The sequence below is a fragment of the Desulforegula conservatrix Mb1Pa genome (assembly GCF_000426225.1).
Classification (GTDB): Bacteria; Desulfobacterota; Desulfobacteria; order Desulfobacterales; family Desulforegulaceae; genus Desulforegula; species Desulforegula conservatrix.
Genome location: NZ_AUEY01000001.1, coordinates 166,120 through 182,499 on the forward strand (window position 1 = coordinate 166,120; position 16,380 = coordinate 182,499).

Sequence of the window (16,380 nt, forward strand, 5' to 3'; positions counted from 1 at the left end):
AACAAGGGTCTGAAAAATCACGGCATGTCAAGGCCATCAAAAGGAATTCCGCAGCCCGGACATTTGCCGTTATTTACCCTGATGGCGTCGATCCTGTAGCCGCTTCTTTTAATAAGAATTTCCCCGCACGAAGCGCAGAAGGAGTTTTCTCCTTCATCACCCGGCAGGTTGCCGGAATACACATACATCAGCCCCTTATCAAGGCCGATATGCCTTGCCTCGGCTATGAGACCCTGCGATGTCGAAGGCCTGTCAGTCATTTTATACTGGGGATAAAATCGTGAAATATGCCAGGGAGTTTCAGGGCCAAGCTCTTCTGCGATAAAAGAAGCAAGGTCAGACAATCTAACCCTGTCATCATTCAATCCAGGTATCAGAAGAGTTGTAATCTCAACCCATATCCCGGCTTTTTTCATAAGCCTTAGAGTATTTTTAACTGGCTCAAGCCTTGATCCGCAGTATTTTTTATAAAACTCGTCATCATATGCCTTCAGATCAACGTTGGCTGCATCAAGAAAAGGTGAAATCATTTCAAGGGCGTCAGGGCTCATATAACCATTGGTTACCATTATATTCCTGAGACCTTTTTCTGAGGCAATCCTGGATGAAGCAAGAACAAGCTCAAAAAAAACAGTAGGTTCAGTATATGTATAAGAGATGCTCCTGCAACCTGACGAAATGGCCTTTTTAACAATCACTTCAGGATCTGCCCTGTATCTTGAATCACTCATTTCAAAACCAGGATCTGAAAGTCTCTTTGGGAATTCCTGAGCTATTTCCCAATTCTGGCAGAACAAACACCTGAAATTACAACCAGGAGCAGCAATAGAGTATGAATGAGAGCCGGGAGCGACGTGGAAAAGCGGTTTCTTTTCTATAGGATCAACTGAAGCAGCTATAAGCAGATCAGAATTCAGAGAAAAAAGCGATCCTCCCATATTTTTCCTGACCCTGCAAATCCCCACTCCACCTTCGGGCACAGTACAATAATGATTACAGAGTCTGCATTTTACCCTGGAATCGTCAATTTTTTCATAAAGAAGCGCATCCATCATTATTCACCTCCATTGCCGCTCCACACCCATTTAGAACAACCGGAGATCTGCCAGTCACAGTAAGTGAAAGCGGCTTAGTTCTGAATTTGGGGACAAGAAAAACACGGAGACCAATAAAAACACCGAGCGGAAAACGCTGGGCTATCCTGCTGTTTTCGGCGGCTATTGCAAAAGCGTTTTTTGATGGAGAGATCATATAAACCGAACGGCCAAACATAGGCACATTACCAAGCATCTTCTTAATCATTTTCCTGATTTCCCATATGCTGAAAAACTCGGCATTCTCATAAGGCGCTGAAAGCTCGGGAAAAAACTCACAAATACGCCTTCGTGTCCCTCCAATGGCATATTTGTTCCAGAATCCTATATACACACTGTCCTTTGTGACCCGGAACGCTTCTTCAAGCATTTTTTCAGGATTCTGGGCAAACTCTAATGTAGATACTAATATGGAGTGGTTGAAATAATTATCCTCATATGGCAGATCCTCACCGCATCCTCTTATAAATTCCGCCCTGCTTCCTATGTGGGATTCTGCGAGGTCAAGCATATACACCGAAGGATCAATGCAGGTAAGCCTTGACCCCATTTCAATAAACGGAATAGAGGCGGCTCCGGTTCCACAGCCTATATCAAGGACATTGTCTCCGGCAAGAGGCCTGATCAGCCCCATTGCGAGTTTCTGCAATATGCCTGATATCATGCCTGAATATGCATGATGGCATTTGTCGCTAAGAACAGAATCTTCAAAATTAAATATATATCCCATAAGTATAATTTAGACAAAAAATCCAAGATTGCAACCGTGGGAAGATGTTGTCCCCGGTATAGTTCAGAGCAATGCGACAGTTAATCAGCCTTTTCTCTGTTTAAGATATTCAAGAGCCTGCCTTATAGGCAGCTGCACGGTGGACGGCCCGCTTCTTATGTAAAAAGCCTCTTCGTTCTTGTTATTCAAAAAAACAGGATTCTTTGAAGGTTCGCAGGTAACCATTCCTACATTCCCATATTGAGTCCTGTAAAGATTAAACCTGATATTTGGCACATGCTCAATTCCGATATGCTGGTGAATAAGATTTTTAAAATGGAGGCAGCATTTATCGTCATTTTCAAAAACATCCGCGTCAAGCCCAAGAATATTTCCGCCATCATCCACGCCAAGAAGAATGATCCCTCCTTCTGTGTTAAGGAATGCAACGACGGTTTTCAGCCATGCGATCTCAATCTCTTTACCTGGCTTTCCAGTATGAAGATTCATTCTCATGGTCGATTTAAACTCTAAATCTGCACCCTCCCCCTTTGATATAATCCTTAAGATATCATCATCCTTTAACTGGCCGGAATCAAGAATAGAGGCGAGATCTTTTATTTGATGGCTGTATTTGTAAGCTATCATAAGAAAAAGAAAAATGCTTGCAAGAACTATCGACCAGGCAATCAAAACAAACCCGACACCTCTGCCTGCTGCGAGATCGAAAAGATCAGGATCAGGAGCCACAATCCCAATAAGCATATCAAGTTTTCCTGAACTGACATAGGAAAGGGATGCCCAGTATTTTTCCCCTGAAAATTCAAAAGAAATGGAATCTGATGGTCTGCCTGAGCTGATCCATTTATTTGCGGCCAAAGCCTCATAATCGACAGCGAGATTTTGCTGGTTTGTAATATCTACAATATCAAATTTATTTTCGGCCTTTTCTTTTAAACTGGAAGCAGAAAACAGATATTTTTTACCGTCAAAAAGAAAAGAGTCGACACCGCCAATTTTTATGGATTCGATCTGTCTAAAAAAATCACCAATCTGTACATCAACAGCCGCAACCATTATTGCGGAGTTGCTTTCCGGCTTATGAAAAGCCACACTGAGCGTAGAAACCATTTCCTTGCCATAGGCAGGCACATAAGGCTTGTTCCAGACAGCCTCTCCAAAAGATTCTGATGCTTTTCTGTACCACAGGGGCTCTTTCAGAACCTCTTTTTCCCGGCTCATTTCAGGAGCTATGTTTTTAAACTTAAACTCCTTGCTCCACTCCTGAAGCTCGATAACGCCATCACCCCCACCCTTCAGTATAGCCACAGAATACCCATCAGGGCTATTGCGGATCATGAAAAACCCTCCGCCGTCATCCGCGAACTTGAAAGCCCTTATCAGGGGGACAGCATCCATGACAGGACCGAGGAGAGACACCATGCCTTTTACATCTGATATTCTGAAAAACCCTTCTTTCCCCCACATTTTAAGCATCTGGGCATAAGAATTAAGATTATTTAAATCATTTGAAAGGGTCAGCCGCTTATTTTCAACCACATCTTTAAGTTTCATCTGGACATATGTTTTTTGAACCGCATTACCACGAAACCATAAAAGACCACCCATCAGAAACAATGCCGCAAAAAAAACCAGCAAAATGTCCCGGACGAGCTTTACCCTGAACTTACGCTTTAAAAGATCCCCGGAAAACTGATCGTTATTCTTGTTTTTCAATCTCAATTCCTTGCAATTCATAAAATACGGAAATAATTAAATGATAAAGATCCCAAAAGATCAATCTTGCCAATGCGTGCCAGTGTGATTGTCAGCTTAATTCCACTATACCGGATTTGTCATTTTTTTTTCATTACAAATTACGCATGTCGAACCTGAAAAGTCGCAAAAAATCCGATTCTCGTCATTCCGGCTAGGCCGGAATCCATAAGTACCTGAAAGTAATGGATGCCGGATCAAGTCAGGCATGACGCTAAAGCTATTTTTAGACTTTTTGCGACTCCATCAAGACTGTCTATTTGAAAATCTTTTCCGGTAAATACGCTCCATAAATAAAAACATGTTCGAAAAAACCATAATTGTATTATATTATTGTTTACTGAAGAAAGACAATAACCCTCCAACCAATCTGAGCCACACGGAGGCATGATGGAATATGGCGGCATAGACCTTTTTAAAAGCCGGGAAATAATACTGGATCTCCTGATCGAAATCCAGCTGTTTCAAGAACTTACGCCCAAAGAACTCGAAATCATCTCAAAATACATGACGTTTTTCGAGATAAACGAAGGAGAAGCTCTTTTTCGTGAAGGAGACACAGGGGACTTCATGTGTTTTGTTGTAAAGGGAAGCGTGGATATCCTGAAGGAATCCGCAAGCGGACGGACGGTCGTCATTGCCAATCTTGGAAGAGGAAGAAGCATAGGCGAGATGGCCATAATTGACAAGACGCCCAGATCAGCGACAGTGAAAGCAAAGACATTTACAACCCTTCTGGTTCTCTCAAGAAAGGGTTTTGATACAATAGTTGAAAAGCACCCTGGAATTGGAATTAAAATACTTAAAGGACTTGCGAGGCTTCTAAGCCTTAATATGCGTGCGACTTCAAGCAAACTTGCGGATTATATGAATCCTATATAATTATCTCACTATAGTTGTGTCATATCTTCTTGGTAAGAATTATTCGATTGCCTTTTTCATTAAAAAAACAAGAACTGAAATAACTCTTCATTATCGCCAGCCCCCTGCCTGATTCCTGATCAGGTTCGGGAGCATCCATTTCCATAAGCTCCTTCCACACGAACCCTTCTCCCTGATCAATTATATCAAGCACGATGGAATCATCATCAAGATAGATATGATATGCTACGAGCTTGGTGTCATCCGATCTGTTACCATGCCTTACCGCATTGGTAAGTGCCTCGCGCATTACAAGACAAATTGCAAAAGCATGGGAGCCAAGGCTCATGCGGGCCAGGAATTCCCTGGTGGCGGCATCAACCACATCGATATTTGACATGATGGACGAGAATTCAATTCTGAGCCCATAAGGCTCTTTTGTCATCTCAAAAACCATATAAAAACTCCGGATTTGTCATTTGTGGAAATATGGCCGCAAAGTGATTATAAACAAAAAACTGCGGATCAGACTTCAAAGCCAAGGATAGCCATGTCATCCTCTGGTATAAAATCATCTCCGAAAATATCTGTGATGATCTTTCTGGGAGCTGAAGAAATTTCAGTATCTTTTGCATTCGCGCATGCTTCAGCAAAAAATTTTGCGCCTTCAGACCACATAACCCTTCGCTTGCTGGATTCGGTAACTCCATCGGAATACAGATAAAACCTGTCGCCTACAGATACGTCGATCACCTCACTTCCGAAATAGACGTCCTTAAAAAGGCCAAGAATATCGCCTTCAAGATTTATAAGCCTTACTTCTCCTGAAACAGACACATAAACCACAGGAGGATGTCCGCAGCTTACAATAATCACCTGCTTGGTCCTTCTGTTCAGTCTGACATAAGAAGCAGTCAAATATTTGCCTTCTGGAAGTATTTCGGATAGCACGTCATTTATCATCTTCATGCTTTCCATAGGCTGATAAACAGTATTGCAGTTCTGTCTCAGGAGGGCTTTGACTGAAGAAGTCATATAACTGGTTTTTATGTCGTGACCTGAAAAATCCGCCACAAAATAACTGAAAATATTTTCTGATATTCTGAGAACATCATAGAAATCCCCGCCTGCTTCTTCCAGGGCCTTGTAATAAACACCGAATTTTGCTTCTGGCAGCATCTCAGGATACGCGAGCATGGATTTCTGAGCTTCTTTTATCTGCTTTAGCTTGGAAGCCTGACTTGCGATAAGGGAGTTTGTCGCAATGGACATCTTCAGATGAAGCCTTACCCTGGCAAGTACTTCAAGGGCTTGAAAAGGCTTAATGATATAGTCAACTGCGCCGAGTTCAAAACCTGTCAGCTTAGAATCAAGTTCAGATTGGCCGGTCAAAAAGATAACAGGTATTGAAGTGGTGGATGAATGATTCTTGAGATATTTAATTACTGAAAAGCCATCCTCTCCTGGCATAACTATATCGAGAAGAATCAGATCAGGCCTTTTCTGGACAGCCTCTATTTTAGCAGCAGCAGCATCCTTGGCCTTGTATACCGTATATCCTTCCTTGGACAGAACTGTGGAAATATAGGTCAGGTTCACAGGGTTATCATCAACCGCGAGTATGCTATATCCTTGGGTTTCATTATTTGAAGTCATAAGAAACTGTTTTTCGCTTTTTTAAAATTGGTCATGGAACTCCGGACTCCCAGACAGTCATTCCCTTAAAAAACAAAAAGCCGAATAAATCAAAAATTATGTCATAAGTGAAATAATATTAACTGGGAGCGAGATAAATCTTTGGGCCTTCCGATAGCTCCGGTCTTTAGATCAGGGCAAAGTACCTTGATACAACTCAGGTGATCAGGAAATGACAACTTTAATCTTTTCGATCTCGCAGGAAATATTCACTGAATAAGAATCAAGATCCGTAAGATCGCTTTTCCTGGCATTTTGCTCGATCCTTGATGCGAGGTCAGCTATTGCAGAAAAGCCGAGATTTCCCGAAGATCCCTTGAGTGAGTGCGCTGCTTCTGCAACCGCCTTGGAATCACTCACGCTAAGAGCATTATTGAGTTTCTGAATATCTTCTTCTGCAGAAGACACAAAAATATCCACAAGCTCCATGAACTCTTCTTTTTCAAGTCCAAGCCTTGCTCCCATTTCTTCAAAATCCATGAGCAGCTCCTTTCTTCAAATCAGAATGTATAGTGCAAAATGAAAGGCACTTGAAGGCAAATATAAAGAAATCAACTATGAGGGTAAATATTGAAACGGTTTTTTCTTTAAAGAATATACCCCATACAGCCTTTAAGCCGCAACATAATTTTCCATGCTTTTAAAGTAAGACTAAAGTACCGCTGGTTCTGCTATGGGAGACATTTACGGGAATGCTGCAAACTAAGATTAAACAAGCAGATTCCAGTCATTCCGGCGGGGCCTGTCCCGGTGAAAAGAGGGAGCCGAAACCAAGAAACATCTGAAAATACAAAGATGCCTGATCAAGTAAGGCATGACGCCAAAGCCCTTTTCCTGATTTTTGCGAAACCATCAGGCTTAAAATAATCACACATCTTTTTTTACATCTGCGGAATCATTTAAAGATCTTGACATTGATAAACAGTTTTATGATATATCAAAAAATATGGATATATTGATATTACTAAAGGCATGTGCCGACGAAACCAGAATCAGACTGCTTAACATCCTCATAAACCATGAGCTCAGCGTCAATGAAATAGTGGACATGATGGGCATGGGCCAGTCAAGGATATCAAGGCATCTCAAAATCCTTCTTGATGCAGGCCTTCTGAAATGCAGAAGGGACGGAGTATGGGCTTTTTATTCAGGTTCAACGTCAGGGCCCGGCAAATTCTTTATTGAAGCAATGCTACCCATGTTGTCAAAAGATGAGGCCCTCAAGAAAGACCTTGTAACGGCATCTGCAATTATTGAGGAAAGAACCAAGACGGCCAGACAGTTTTTTAATAAAATTGCGGGGCAATGGGACAGACTGAAAAGCGAAATACTCGGAGGCTTTAACCTTAGCAAGGCGATTGCCGATCTCGCTCCTGAATGCGATAAAGCGGCAGATCTTGGCTGCGGAACAGGCGATCTGTTAACCGCCCTAAAATCCAAGGCTCAAAAGATCATAGGAGTCGACAGCTCTTCTGAAATGCTGAAAGAGGCAAGGACAAGACTGGAATCAGCCGGAAATGAAAAAGCTGATTTAAGGCTCGGAGAACTTGAATACCTGCCGCTCAGAGACAAAGAAGTCTCTCTGGCTGTTTCATCCATGGCTCTTCACCATATCCAGAACCCAGTGCAGGCAATAAAAGAAGCAGGCAGAATTCTTGAAAAAGACGGAACATTCATAATAGCCGAATATGGAAAACACTCAGATGAATCAATGCGCCAGAAATACGGCGATCTCTGGTTAGGCTTTCATACTGATGAAATTAAATACTGGCTCGAGGATGCCGGATTCAGACTGTCCGGCATAGAAACCTATGAGCTTAAAAACCACATCAAAATAAATATTTATAAATCAATAAAAAACTGAAACTTTTTAAGGAGACGCCAAAATGTCATTTATGGAACTTGACCTCAACATGAAATATAAAGTTGCGGATATGGGACAGGCTGATTTCGGAAGAAAAGAAATGCAGCTCGCTGAAAACGAAATGCCGGGCCTGATGGCTTGCAGAAAAGAATACGGAACAACAAAACCACTCAAAGGCCTCAGGATCACAGGCAGCCTGCACATGACCATCCAGACCGCGATGCTTATTGAAACCCTCACAGAGCTCGGGGCTGACGTTAGGTGGGCATCATGCAATATATTCTCAACCCAGGATCATGCTGCGGCTGCAATTGCTGCAAAAGGAACCGCCGCTGTATTTGCATGGAAGGGCGAAAGCCTTGAAGAATACTGGTGGTGCACTGAGCAGGCTCTTCTCTGGCCTGACGGAAGCGGCCCAGACCTTATAGTTGATGACGGCGGAGACGCCACACTTCTCGTGCATGAAGGAGTAAGAGCAGAAAAAGATTCTTCTATCCTTGACCGCACGCCTTCAAATCATGAAGAAAAATGCATACTTGACAGACTCAAGGAATCCCTGAAAAAAGATCCTCAGAAGTGGACCCGCATCGCTGCAAAAATAAAAGGCGTTTCAGAGGAAACAACCACAGGTGTTGGCCGTCTGTATCAGCTTCAGAAGAGCGGCGGGCTTCTTTTCCCTGCAATCAACGTAAATGACTCCGTAACAAAATCGAAATTTGACAACCTATATGGATGCAAGGAATCCCTTGCGGATGGTATCAAAAGAGCCACGGACATCATGATAGCAGGCAAGACCGTTGTTGTTGCAGGGTACGGAGATGTCGGCAAAGGCTGCGCCAATTCCATGAAAGGATACGGAGCACGCGTTCTTGTAACCGAGATAGATCCCATCTGTGCTCTCCAGGCCTCAATGAGCGGATATCAGGTCGTGACAATGGAAGAAGCTGCTCCAATGGGCGATATTTTTGTGACAGCCACAGGTAATTACAACGTAATAACAGGCGCCCATATGGAACAGATGAGAAATGAAGCCATTGTCTGCAATATCGGTCACTTTGACAATGAGATAGACATGGCCTACCTCCTTTCCACACCAGAATGCACATGCATGAATATTAAACCCCAGGTTGACAAATGGACCCTGAAATCAGGCAGATCAATCATCATCCTTGCCGAAGGAAGGCTTGTAAACCTTGGATGCGCGACCGGACACCCAAGCTTTGTAATGAGCACAAGCTTCACAAACCAGACTCTCGCCCAAATTGAACTTGCTACTAACAAAAATCTTGAGAAAAAGGTCTATACATTAAGCAAAAAACTTGATGAGGAAGTTGCAAGACTCCACCTTGGAAGGCTTGGCGTTAATCTCACCAAACTTACAAAGGAACAGGCTGACTATCTTGGATTAAGTGTTGACGGCCCTTACAAGCCAGAACATTACAGATATTAAGAAAATCTTTCTAACCTAACCGGAATTATGAATATAAAAAATCTTCAGGCTGAATGCCCATAGGTTTTCCGTTCTAAAACGTATCCTTGTTACAAACACCCTGTGGATTTCATTCACGGGGTGTTTTTTTTCACCACAATCCAGCAAGTATGTATTGAATATTTCATTTTTTTTAAATACATACCAATTTCTGAAATTCAATATCAAAAAAACCTTAAGAATATACAATCCGGAGAATGTGATGAAAAAAATTGTCAATTCCAAGACGGGGCTGAAAACAAAGCTTCTTTTCCCCTTGCTGCTCACCGTGCTTATCGGAATGATTGTCGTGGTGACAAACTCCTACCTGAAAACAAAGTCCTATATTAAAGATCTTGCAACGACACAGCTGGAGGCAATAACAGCGGCCACATCCTCTTCGATTTCAGAGTATATAGCATTCAACAAGAAACTTAATTTATCCTGGAGCCAGACTAATTTTGCGATCGACGCCCTCGAAGGCACCCAGGAAAAGGCAGCAAAAGCGACTGAGCGCCTTAAAATTCTTCAATCCCAGTTTAGCGCTATAGACAATGTCTTCATAACAGATCTCTCAGGGAAAATGATCGCCGCATCCACAGAAGAATCGATCGGGAAAATCAACATATCCGACAGGGAATATTTCAAAGAGGTCATTTCAAAAGGAGAACAGGCCCTTTCAGACGAGGTCATAAGCAAGTCGACCGGAGAGCCAATCTTTGTAATAGCTTCCCCTGTCAAAAAAAACGGTAAGATACTCGGAGTCATCGGAACATCCATACAGCTCAAATCTATGGCTGAAAAAATCACTGACCCTGTCAAGGTAGGCAAAAGCGGATACGCATTCGCCCTTAACAGGCATGGTGACAATATTATCTATCCTGACAAAACCAAGCTGTTCAAGCTCAATGCAAAAACATTCCCAACCATCCAGACCATTATGGATAAAAAAAACGGAACCCTTATCTATGAATTCGGAGGCGTGAAAAAAATCTGCGTATTCAAGGAGGAAAATGAAAAAGGATGGATAACCATAGTAAACGCTCCGGTTGATGAAGTTTTCGGGGCAGCCGCAGACATAAGAAACAGCATGATACTTTACAGCTTCCTGACCCTGATAGGACTATGGCTCATGATAAGGTTCCAGACAGACAGAATTGTAATGAGGCCGATTAAAAGACTTAACGAAAGAATGAAAGACATATCAATGGGAGAGGCCGACCTCACCATGAGGATCAAGGATCTGTCAAATGACGAGGTAGGGGAGCTGGGAGACCTTTTCAATACTTTTGTCGAAAAACTGCACACGCTCATCTCCAGCATGGCTGAAAGATCAAACGGACTTGCAAGATCATCCGGCAGCCTGTCTGAAATATCGATATCCATGTCCGCAAAGTCGGCCGAAATGCAGCAGAAAGCAGCCCAGACAACCAAAGACTCAGAAGAAATGAACACAAGCATGCAGGCTGTTGCTGCGGCCATGGAACAGTCAGCCTCAAACACAGGGATGATAGCTGCAGCGGCAGAAGAAATGAACGCAACTATTTCTGAAATTGCCCAGAACGCAGGAAAAGCGAGAAAAATATCGGACGAGGCTGAAACCAAAGCCCAGAAAGTTGCGGAAATTGTAATTAATCTTGAAAAATCTGCGATGGACATCGGCAAGGTAACAGAGGCTATCGCAGATATTTCAGACCAGACCAATCTTCTTGCACTGAATGCGACAATTGAAGCGGCAAGGGCAGGAGAAGCAGGCAAGGGGTTTGCTGTTGTCGCAAATGAAATAAAAGAGCTTGCAAGGCAGACAGCAGAAGCCACATCTGAAATCACCCAGAAAATCCAGGCCATTCAGGGATCAACTGGCCTGGCCACTGGAGAGATGAATGAAATAACAAAAGTAATTGTGGATGTTAACACCATAGTTTCCGGAATTGCGGCGGCAGTTGAAGAACAATCGGCAACAACAAGAGAAATTGCGTCAAACGTAGCTGAAGTTGCAAAAGGTATAGATGAAACCGCCCGGAAATCAACGGCCGCGACAGCAATCTCCGCCGGAATTACAGAGCTCATGAATGAAATGACGCAGGAAGCAGAAGCCATGGCTGAAAGCAGCGATGAGGTCTCAAGAAGCTCGGTTAATTTTTCCGAAGTTGCCGGTGACCTCAGGTCTATTGTAAAAGGATTTAAAATATAATATTCAAGCCCTTGGTCTGAAATAAGCTTAACAGGCGCCGGAGTCAAAATCACACTTATGACTCCGGCGCCTAAATTTCGAAAGGGCAAAAAATGACTCTGAAAAAAGAAGAAATCCTCAGAAAGCTGCTTCACCTGATAGCCCTCCTGATGCCCATATCCATATATTATATCCCATATTTGGGGCTGCCTCCGTGGATTCCTGCGGCCGGACTCGGCATAATCCTCGGAACAAGCATAATTGTTGAATATGTCAGAATGAAAAACAGCAAGGCAGGCCAAGCATTTCTAAAAATATTCGGCTATATGATGAGGCCGTCTGAAAAAAATGAAGTTACAGGATCGACATATATAATTGCGGGTGCCTTAATATGCTCCCTTTTATTCATGAGCACGCCTGAAGTGGCGTTCATAAGTCTTTTTTTGTTCATCACGGGTGATGCTATGGCCGCAGTGATAGGACTTAGCATCGGCAAAACAAGGATATTCGGAAAATCAGTTGAGGGTAGCGCGGCCTGCATGATCTGCTGCATACTTTGCCTTGAGTTCATAATCCCACTTTTTCCTGGAGTTCTTTCCCCGTGGAAAGGCAATATGCCATTCATTCAAATTGTCTCAATAGCCCTTGGAGTCACCCTGCTTGAACTTGTTCCCATGAAAACAGGAAAATTCAAAATCAATGACAATCTCGCAGCTCCTGTTCTGGCCGGTTTTTTAATATATGCAATTATGTGCCTTAATTAAGTATGCCTCAATCTTAAGCAAAAACCGATAAAGATATCAGATCTTGCCCTTAAAAAACATAAAGGCGCGCCACAAAATATATGGCGCGCCTCGTAAAGAAAATCACAGGATCAGTTTTTCTTGAAAACAAAAACATAATCCCAGTCATTTACAACAACAGACAAATCCGCGCCTCTTCCTATCGCATAGTCAATCCAGAAAGAACCGTCCTCATGACATACGTTCTGAGGGCCACAGGTTCCTTCATTTTTGCAGATCCACGATATGAGAAGGGGGTCTTTATTGAAGTTTCTTGCATAGGCAATTGCAAATTTCGCTATTTCTGCCTGGTCCATTTTACCTGTGTCAAAGGTTGCCATTACAGGAAATGGAATTTTATTTCTATCCACTATTTCACATGAAGTCATGGGTCACCCCCATATATTTTTTATGCTCCGCCCCCCCTTGCGTCATCACAAGGGAGATCAGGATCATCGATTCTGGCATGTTCAGGTGAAGCAGCCATCGTGCAGACATCCTTTTCCTTAATTGAAGGAGTCTTCATGACCTTTAATTTTTCCTTTGAACTGCATTTTTTCATATTCACCTCCTGTATTCATTTAACTTATCTTAATCATTATGCCATGGAATACAAGAATCCATACCAAGCAAAGATCAATGAAAAAACATTCAAGGGTCGTCAAATCCGAAGCAACAACTTGTCCCATGCAAGTGAACGCTCATGTCTTAAGGAAAAAGCTATTTACAAATATTGATTACTAATATAAAAGATGCGTTTAAAAAACGATTATGATTTCAAGAACTTCTTTTTTAAATATATTATAAATTCAGGCAATTAAAGGTGTAGACATGGCAAAGAAAGCTCCAAAAAAAACAGCCGCGACTAAATCAGCAGCCAAAAAATCCACATCAAAAAAAACGGATGAAACGTCTTCAGCTCCTGAAACAGTAGAATCTGCTGAAGAAGCCGAACCTGTTGCTGAAGAAACAAGTATCCTTCTGAGAAAATTCAAGTCATCTTGGAAACCGGAATCCACCTATAAAGTTGAACCTGAAAAATCAGGGGCAGGCATTACCGCTCCTGCTTTCACAGAAGATGAAAATGCAAGAAAGCTCCTGTTCATCAAATTCGACATATCCACCTTCCCGCAAGAACTTTCTCCTGAAAACAAAAAGAAGCAGGAAGAAGCTCTGAAAAAAATCGCCGAAGCAAAAGAACAAAGAAAAGCTGAGATTGAAGCAGCTAAAAAAGCCGCTGAAGAAGAAGCCCGCATAAAAGCTGAAGAGGAAGCGAGACTTAAGGCAGAAGAAGAAGCTCGCATAAAAGCCGAAGAGGAAGCCAGAATTAAGGCAGAGGAAGAAGCTCGCCTGAAAGCTGAAGAAGAAGCAAGGCTTAAGGCTGAGGAAGAAGCTCGCCTGAAAGCTGAAGAAGAAGCAAGGCTTAAGGCTGAGGAAGAAGCTCGTATCAAAGCTGAAGAGGAAGCAAGAAAAAAGGCCGAAGAAGAGGCAAGAAAAAAAGCTGAAGAGGAAGCAAGGCTCAAGGCTGAAGAAGAAGCCCGCTTAAAAGCTGAAGAAGAGGCAAGAATCAAGGCCGAGGAAGAAGCCCGTTTAAAGGCCGAAGCAGATGCAAGAATCGAAGCTGCGGCAAAAGCAGTCGAAAATGCAAGGATAGAAGCAAGAAAAAGATTTGAAGAAGCCGAAAAATTGGCTCCGAAAAAATCTGCCGCATGCGCGGCTAAAAAGTCCGAGCCGAATTACGGTCTCTTTGCTGCTGGAGCTATATTCGCTATTCTTCTTGCGGTTCTTTTCTTCAAAAGCGCCGTAAACAGCACCAACTATTATGTAAAAACTTCAAGCGACGGAGTTCAGATATTCCAGGGCAATTTTTCACCAATAGGTTCAAGCATGATCGCTGACCTAAAGGGAATGAAGAAACCAGATAAAATCGAAGCCTGCTATTCAAAAAGCGGCGTTGCTCCAATGATTTTCTCCTACTATATAGGACTTGCTGAAAAGCAGCTCAAGATGCAGGAAATCAAGCTTGCAAGAGCAAATGCCGAAAGCGCGCTTGAATTTGCAATCGACGGCAAGACACAGAAAGCGGCTCAAAAATGCATAGAACAGATCGATTTCATTGAACTTCTTGAAAAAGCTGACAAGGAAATGGCGAAAGCCTCCCAGGAAAGCATTCAGAACGCCATAAACATGATGGTCAAATCGCCTAAATTCAGCCTGGAAGATAACCAGCTTGTTATTCTGGAAAACAAGATAACATCTGCGAAAGCACAACTTGCAGAAATAAAACGCATATCCAGCTCAAAAATAATTCCTCCGACCCCGAAGAAAACTGAAAAAGAGGATGAAGCAATAAAGGAAGCCAAAACTCCGGCGAAAGAAGAAGTTTCTAAAAAGGCTGAAGTAAAAACAGATGAACATGCACCAAAGGCAGAAGCGCCAAAGAATCCTGAAGCAAAACCTGAAAACCATATTCAGCCTGAGGAACAGCCAAAAGCTCATTAGTTAATAAGAATAACATAAAAAACCAAAAGCCTTTCGGTGAATACCGAAGGGCTTTTTTATTTCTCTATTTACTACTGAAACGGTAGGTCTTCCGCAAGACCTCTTTATAGATTCATTTATTTTAAATCAGACAACTATCAACTGCTCGACTCTGCTGTCCAGCAGCTTATCAAATTTAACATGCACAGAATAATCATTAAACATATGAGAAATCACTCCGGTAATCACTCCGGTTCTTTCCGCACTCAACAGGCCTTTCTGGGTTGGCAGCCCGAATCTGATCAAAAGTCTTCTTCCGAGCAGATTCCTTGCATGCTCCCTGTTCGCAGTCCTGATGTAGTAAGATACGCCTCCGAGGGAAACATCTGAAAGCTCTCCCCTATGTTCGTTGCTTATTATTTTCCCTTCATCATTTATGACATAGAACCTCAGCGTGCCGCCTATTTTAAATCTTTCATGATTTCTTCTGTTAAGACCTTTCTGCACAAGAAGATCATGTGCTCTGTCAAAACTAAGGCAATAATCCTTTAATTTTGGCAAAATAGTCGGGTTCTTTTGTTTGATGGCCTGAACTGCTTCGTCAGTCAGTATACCGACCTGTGCAGTCGAAATTGCAGCAAGTGAAGTGGTTGAAACAGAAATAGAAAAAAAAGAATCCGCTCCTGCTATTGAACCTGGCCCAAGGGTCTGAATAAGCATTTCCTGACGACCTTTGGCAAATACTGACTTTATCTGACCGCTGATTACAAAATACAGGGAATCGCCGGCCTCACCCTGTTTACAAAGATATTCATCCGGTGAAAAAGTCTTTATGCTCGTTGCATAATAGATTGCATTTATTTCTTCTTCAGAAAAAAAGTCTTTGAAGCCGACCCAAACATCACCAAAAGTGGGGTCTATGGCCTGGGTTTTTGCTTTTTCTATGATTTCAGCAGTCTCGACAATTTCGGAAAGAGCCATGTCATCTATCTCAAAAATTTTTTCCCGAAGAGCTTCGGCCTTGGCAAACTTTTTCATTGCCACACATTCCTTGACCAGGGAAACGAGAATTGCGATAGCCCCCTTGTTATCGCCTTCTGCGGCCAGTCTGGCGATCTCTGATTCTTGAGGTAAAATATCAGACATTTTCATACCCTTCAAAATAATATTAAACGGTGAATATAGATGGCGCTGCATTCAGATATCCAACGCGGCAGATAATTTACTCTAAATATTTCAGTTTGATGGCTCTTTTTTATTCAAGCCTAATCGATGGAGTCTCAAAAAGCCAGGAAAGGACGTCAGCGACATGCCTGACTTGATCCGACATAAAATATTTTCAGTCACTTCCTGATTCCGGTCTGCTTCGGAATGACGGGAATCGGCCTTTGCGACCTTGTCAATAATCCTAATATTTTTCTTAAATTCTTTACTCGGCCAATACAAAAAAAATAGCATCTGATTTCTTAGAAATCAA

Annotated in this window: 15 protein-coding genes; 6 read left to right on the top strand and 9 right to left on the bottom strand. The window is 42.5% G+C overall.

Annotated features, from left to right (window positions below):
- Window positions 1–17: 17 nt before the first annotated feature.
- From amrS to K245_RS26105, 3 genes are all read right to left on the bottom strand, one after another.
- Window positions 18–1,055, bottom strand: coding sequence for an AmmeMemoRadiSam system radical SAM enzyme (amrS, locus tag K245_RS0100835; protein WP_027357791.1), 1,038 nt, complete (start codon window positions 1,053–1,055; stop codon window positions 18–20).
- On the bottom strand, window positions 1,033–1,824 hold the full coding sequence (locus tag K245_RS26100; RefSeq protein ID WP_051283726.1) for a class I SAM-dependent methyltransferase: 792 nt from the start codon (window positions 1,822–1,824) through the stop codon (window positions 1,033–1,035). The genes amrS and K245_RS26100 overlap by 23 nt, the downstream gene beginning before the upstream one ends.
- Window positions 1,825–1,908: 84 nt before the next feature.
- The gene (locus tag K245_RS26105; RefSeq protein ID WP_051283727.1) at window positions 1,909–3,540 is read right to left on the bottom strand and encodes an AlbA family DNA-binding domain-containing protein; all 1,632 of its coding nucleotides are present in this window, start codon (window positions 3,538–3,540) and stop codon (window positions 1,909–1,911) included.
- Window positions 3,541–3,966: 426 nt separating this feature from the next.
- On the opposite strand from K245_RS26105, the gene K245_RS0100850 reads away from it, so the two are divergent.
- The gene (locus K245_RS0100850; protein ID WP_027357792.1) at window positions 3,967–4,461 is read left to right on the top strand and encodes a cyclic nucleotide-binding domain-containing protein; all 495 of its coding nucleotides are present in this window, start codon (window positions 3,967–3,969) and stop codon (window positions 4,459–4,461) included.
- A 19-nt stretch (window positions 4,462–4,480) separates the two neighbouring features.
- Here K245_RS0100850 and K245_RS0100855 read toward each other — a convergent pair whose 3' ends face one another.
- From K245_RS0100855 to K245_RS22460, 3 genes are all read right to left on the bottom strand, one after another.
- Window positions 4,481–4,897: an ATP-binding protein gene (locus K245_RS0100855; RefSeq protein ID WP_035276264.1), complete on the bottom strand. Its 417-nt coding sequence runs from the start codon at window positions 4,895–4,897 to the stop codon at window positions 4,481–4,483.
- 68 nt (window positions 4,898–4,965) lie between these two features.
- Entirely contained in the window at window positions 4,966–6,096 is a 1,131-nt protein-coding gene (locus K245_RS0100860) for a PP2C family protein-serine/threonine phosphatase (protein ID WP_027357794.1), read from the bottom strand.
- 204 nt (window positions 6,097–6,300) lie between these two features.
- Window positions 6,301–6,615: an Hpt domain-containing protein gene (locus K245_RS22460; RefSeq protein ID WP_051283728.1), complete on the bottom strand. Its 315-nt coding sequence runs from the start codon at window positions 6,613–6,615 to the stop codon at window positions 6,301–6,303.
- 466 nt (window positions 6,616–7,081) lie between these two features.
- Between K245_RS22460 and K245_RS0100870 the strand changes: the two genes are divergently transcribed.
- From K245_RS0100870 to K245_RS0100885, 4 genes are all read left to right on the top strand, one after another.
- A complete protein-coding gene (locus tag K245_RS0100870; RefSeq protein ID WP_027357795.1) occupies window positions 7,082–7,999 on the top strand; it encodes an ArsR/SmtB family transcription factor in 918 nt (305 codons plus the stop codon).
- Between the two features lie 22 nt (window positions 8,000–8,021).
- Complete coding sequence (gene ahcY, locus K245_RS0100875; protein WP_027357796.1) at window positions 8,022–9,449, top strand: adenosylhomocysteinase; 1,428 nt, start codon at window positions 8,022–8,024, stop codon at window positions 9,447–9,449.
- A gap of 241 nt (window positions 9,450–9,690) precedes the next feature.
- Window positions 9,691–11,661: a methyl-accepting chemotaxis protein gene (locus K245_RS26110; RefSeq protein WP_051283730.1), complete on the top strand. Its 1,971-nt coding sequence runs from the start codon at window positions 9,691–9,693 to the stop codon at window positions 11,659–11,661.
- 92 nt (window positions 11,662–11,753) lie between these two features.
- Window positions 11,754–12,404 carry a diacylglycerol/polyprenol kinase family protein gene (locus tag K245_RS0100885; protein ID WP_027357797.1) on the top strand — a complete coding sequence of 217 codons (651 nt, stop codon included), beginning with the start codon at window positions 11,754–11,756 and terminating at the stop codon, window positions 12,402–12,404.
- 110 nt (window positions 12,405–12,514) lie between these two features.
- On the opposite strand, the gene K245_RS0100890 is transcribed toward K245_RS0100885, so the two are convergent.
- Window positions 12,515–12,811, bottom strand: a complete 297-nt coding sequence (locus K245_RS0100890; protein ID WP_027357798.1) for an AF1514 family protein — start codon at window positions 12,809–12,811, stop codon at window positions 12,515–12,517.
- Between the two features lie 20 nt (window positions 12,812–12,831).
- Window positions 12,832–12,984: a hypothetical protein gene (locus K245_RS27575; protein WP_156906662.1), complete on the bottom strand. Its 153-nt coding sequence runs from the start codon at window positions 12,982–12,984 to the stop codon at window positions 12,832–12,834.
- A gap of 269 nt (window positions 12,985–13,253) precedes the next feature.
- Here K245_RS27575 and K245_RS27980 point away from each other — a divergent pair, with 269 nt between their 5' ends.
- Entirely contained in the window at window positions 13,254–14,924 is a 1,671-nt protein-coding gene (locus K245_RS27980) for a hypothetical protein (protein WP_051283731.1), read from the top strand.
- Between the two features lie 126 nt (window positions 14,925–15,050).
- Here K245_RS27980 and K245_RS0100905 read toward each other — a convergent pair whose 3' ends face one another.
- Window positions 15,051–16,049: a cyclic nucleotide-binding domain-containing protein gene (locus K245_RS0100905; RefSeq protein ID WP_027357799.1), complete on the bottom strand. Its 999-nt coding sequence runs from the start codon at window positions 16,047–16,049 to the stop codon at window positions 15,051–15,053.
- Between the last annotated feature and the right edge of the window lie 331 nt (window positions 16,050–16,380).

What these genes read in the sequence shown, in the direction of transcription:
- amrS (WP_027357791.1), bottom strand. Translation starts at nt 1,055, where the DNA reads ATGATGGATGCGCTTCTTTATGAAAAAATTGACGATTCCAGGGTAAAA.
- ahcY (WP_027357796.1), top strand. Translation starts at nt 8,022, where the DNA reads ATGTCATTTATGGAACTTGACCTCAACATGAAATATAAAGTTGCGGAT.
- K245_RS0100870 (WP_027357795.1), top strand. Translation starts at nt 7,082, where the DNA reads ATGGATATATTGATATTACTAAAGGCATGTGCCGACGAAACCAGAATC.
- K245_RS27575 (WP_156906662.1), bottom strand. Translation starts at nt 12,984, where the DNA reads ATGAAAAAATGCAGTTCAAAGGAAAAATTAAAGGTCATGAAGACTCCT.
- K245_RS0100890 (WP_027357798.1), bottom strand. Translation starts at nt 12,811, where the DNA reads ATGACTTCATGTGAAATAGTGGATAGAAATAAAATTCCATTTCCTGTA.
- K245_RS26100 (WP_051283726.1), bottom strand. Translation starts at nt 1,824, where the DNA reads ATGGGATATATATTTAATTTTGAAGATTCTGTTCTTAGCGACAAATGC.
- K245_RS0100850 (WP_027357792.1), top strand. Translation starts at nt 3,967, where the DNA reads ATGATGGAATATGGCGGCATAGACCTTTTTAAAAGCCGGGAAATAATA.
- K245_RS27980 (WP_051283731.1), top strand. Translation starts at nt 13,254, where the DNA reads ATGGCAAAGAAAGCTCCAAAAAAAACAGCCGCGACTAAATCAGCAGCC.
- K245_RS22460 (WP_051283728.1), bottom strand. Translation starts at nt 6,615, where the DNA reads ATGGATTTTGAAGAAATGGGAGCAAGGCTTGGACTTGAAAAAGAAGAG.
- K245_RS0100855 (WP_035276264.1), bottom strand. Translation starts at nt 4,897, where the DNA reads ATGGTTTTTGAGATGACAAAAGAGCCTTATGGGCTCAGAATTGAATTC.
- K245_RS0100860 (WP_027357794.1), bottom strand. Translation starts at nt 6,096, where the DNA reads ATGACTTCAAATAATGAAACCCAAGGATATAGCATACTCGCGGTTGAT.
- K245_RS0100905 (WP_027357799.1), bottom strand. Translation starts at nt 16,049, where the DNA reads ATGTCTGATATTTTACCTCAAGAATCAGAGATCGCCAGACTGGCCGCA.
- K245_RS26110 (WP_051283730.1), top strand. Translation starts at nt 9,691, where the DNA reads ATGAAAAAAATTGTCAATTCCAAGACGGGGCTGAAAACAAAGCTTCTT.
- K245_RS0100885 (WP_027357797.1), top strand. Translation starts at nt 11,754, where the DNA reads ATGACTCTGAAAAAAGAAGAAATCCTCAGAAAGCTGCTTCACCTGATA.